Source organism: Mesorhizobium sp. M2A.F.Ca.ET.067.02.1.1 (assembly GCF_004023285.1).
In the GTDB taxonomy this organism is placed as follows: Bacteria; Pseudomonadota; Alphaproteobacteria; order Rhizobiales; family Rhizobiaceae; genus Mesorhizobium.
The window spans coordinates 1-2,687 of record NZ_RZSB01000791.1; the positions used below are offsets into that span (position 1 = coordinate 1).

Here is a 2,687-nt window from a genome sequence, read left to right on the forward strand (position 1 = left end):
CTGCTGGGCGAGTTGAAGGGCGACGAGGAAAAGACCGAAGAGGACGCCGGCTGATCATGGCAGGACCGCGACTGGACGAGGCCGCGCAGGCGGCCCTTGATCGCCGTTTCATGGCCGCGGCCATCAGGCTGTCGCGCCGCAATGCCGGCCGCACCTCGACCAATCCTTCCGTCGGCACCATCATCGTGCGCGACGACGGCGCCGGTCCGATGATCGTCGGCACCGGCGTGACCGCCGTGGGCGGCCGCCCGCATGCCGAGACAGAAGCGCTCGCCGAGGCCGGTGAACTGGCCCGAGGCGCCACCGCTTATGTGACATTGGAGCCTTGCGCCCATCACGGCCGCACGCCGCCTTGCGCCAACGCGCTGGTCAATGCCGGCATCGCGCGTGTCGTTGGCGCTGCCAGCGATCCCGATCCGCGCGTCTCCGGCAAAGGCTACGCCATCCTGCGCGCCGCCGGTGTCGAGGTGGTGGAGAAGGTGCTGGCAGCCGAGGCCGCCGAGCAGATGGCCGGCTATCTCACTCGTTCTCTCAAGAAGCGTCCGGAAGTAACTCTGAAGCTTGCGCTTTCGAGCGACGGCAAGATCGGCCGCAAGGGCGCCGGCCAGGTCGCGATCACCGGCGAGATCGCGCGGCGCGACGTCTATCTGATGCGCGCCGAGTCCGACGCCATCCTGATCGGCATCGGCACCGCGCTCGAGGACGACCCGGCGCTGACCGTGCGCCTGCCGGGACTGGAGAACCGCTCGCCCGCGCGCATCATCCTCGATCGGCAGATCCGGTTGCCGGAGACATCCAAGCTGGTGTCCGGCGTCGACCGCGTCCCGCTCTATGTCGCCGCATGTCTGGAAGCCGACCCGCACAGGCGGGCCGCGCTCGAACGCGCCGGCGTGCGCTTCATCGGCACCGAAACCCATGACGGCGTCGTCGCTTTGCCGGAATTGCTGGAAGACCTTGCCGCGCTCGGCATGGCAAGCGTTTTGGTCGAAGGCGGCGCCAAGGTGGCCAAGGCCTTCCTCGAGGAAGACCTTGTCGACCGTATCGTGCTGTTCCAGGGGCCGGACGCCATTGGCGAAGACGGTATTGCATCGCCGATCGACGCCGATCATATCCCGGCTGGATTTCGCAAACTGCGCGACATGCGCTTCGGCGAGGACAGCTACGCCGAGTGGGTAAGACCATGATCCCAAAAAGTGGGAACCGGTTTTTGGATCAGATCATGGTCAAAACGAAAGAAACTCTTTGATGTTTACGGGAATTGTGACTGACGTTGGCACGGTAGCCGCTGTGAAGCCGCTCGCCGAAGGCGTCGGCCTGCGCATCGACACCGCCTACGATCCGGAGACCATCGCCATCGGCGCCTCGATTTCCTGCGGCGGCGTCTGCCTTACCGTCACGGCGCTCCCCGAACATGGCTCGAACGCGCGCTGGTTCGAGGTCGAGGCCTGGGAGGAAGCGTTGAGGCTGACCACCGCGTCGAGCTGGAAATCAGGCACCCGGATCAATCTCGAACGGGCGCTGAAGATCGGCGACGAGCTCGGCGGCCACATCATCTCCGGCCATGTCGACGGCACCGCCGAGATCGTCGAGCGCAAGGAGGAGGGCGACGCCGTGCGCTTCACGCTGGAGGCGCCGCGCCATCTGGCGAAGTTCATCGCGCCGAAGGGTTCGGTCGCACTCGACGGCACATCGCTCACCGTCAACAAGGTCGAGGGCACCCGCTTCGACGTTCTTCTTATCCATCACTCGCTGACCGTTACCATCTGGGGTGAGCGCCAGGCCGGCGACCGCGTCAACATCGAGATCGACACGATGGCCCGCTACGCCGCGCGCTTGGCGGAGGCGCCGAAAGAGGGGCTTTGATGGATCCCGCCGGAGACGAAGAGAGGGCTGACCACCGACAGATGACTCTTGACGCGTTGGCGGATGTCGATGCCGGCCGAGTGATCGATCACAGGGAGGTAGAGGCTTGGGTCAAGAACCTCGTAAGGTGCGTGGAGACCGTAAACGCGCCAGCCTGACTAGGCCACAGAACGTCGCGCCCAGCATCTTCCGCTTGCGATCAACCCCGCTTCGGCCTAAGTCACCGGCAACCCCCCGGAGACTTTTATGGCAGGCACATCCCAACACGGCAAAGCGTTCATTCGCCCGAAGGCGAAGGCGCATCTGCTCATTGTCGAAGCGCGTTTTCATGACGATCTCGCCGACGCTTTGCTCGAAGGCGCGACCGGCGCGCTCGATGAGGCCGGCGCCACCTATGACGTGGTGACGGTTCCCGGTTCGCTGGAGATACCGGCCGTCATCACCTTCGCGCTCGATGGCGCCGCCGAAGGCGGCACGCCTTATGACGGCTTTGTCGCGCTCGGCACCATCATCCGCGGTGACACCTATCATTTCGACATCGTCGCCAATGAATCGAGCCGCGCGCTGATGGACCTTGCGGTGCAGGAGGCGATCGCGATCGGCAACGGTATCCTGACCACAGAGGACGACGCGCAGGCATGGACGCGCGCGAAGAAGACCGAGGGCGACAAGGGTGGCTTCGCCGCCCGCGCGGCGCTGACCATGATCGCGCTCAAAGAAAAATTCGGAGCCCAATCGTGACCGAGCCTGCCTCGACCGGAGCGGTGCGCCACGCCAACAAGCGCGGCGCCGCCCGTCTTGCTGCCGTTCAGGCGCTTTATCAG

At 65.2% G+C, this 2,687-nt stretch carries 3 protein-coding genes and 1 pseudogene; all 4 read left to right on the forward strand.

What is annotated here, in order from left to right:
* The first annotated feature begins 56 nt into the window (after positions 1–56).
* Positions 57–1,184 (forward strand): bifunctional diaminohydroxyphosphoribosylaminopyrimidine deaminase/5-amino-6-(5-phosphoribosylamino)uracil reductase RibD, encoded by a 1,128-nt coding sequence (ribD, locus tag EOA28_RS31835; RefSeq protein WP_189342305.1) that lies wholly within the window; start codon positions 57–59, stop codon positions 1,182–1,184.
* Positions 1,185–1,245: 61 nt separating this feature from the next.
* A complete protein-coding gene (locus tag EOA28_RS31840) occupies positions 1,246–1,863 on the forward strand; it encodes a riboflavin synthase (RefSeq protein WP_127252406.1) in 618 nt (205 codons plus the stop codon).
* Between the two features lie 246 nt (positions 1,864–2,109).
* On the forward strand, positions 2,110–2,604 hold the full coding sequence (gene ribH / locus EOA28_RS31845; protein ID WP_127386258.1) for a 6,7-dimethyl-8-ribityllumazine synthase: 495 nt from the start codon (positions 2,110–2,112) through the stop codon (positions 2,602–2,604).
* Positions 2,601–2,687: pseudogene (locus EOA28_RS40565) on the forward strand (N utilization substance protein B); the annotation flags it as partial. The gene ribH and the pseudogene EOA28_RS40565, both read left to right, overlap by 4 nt.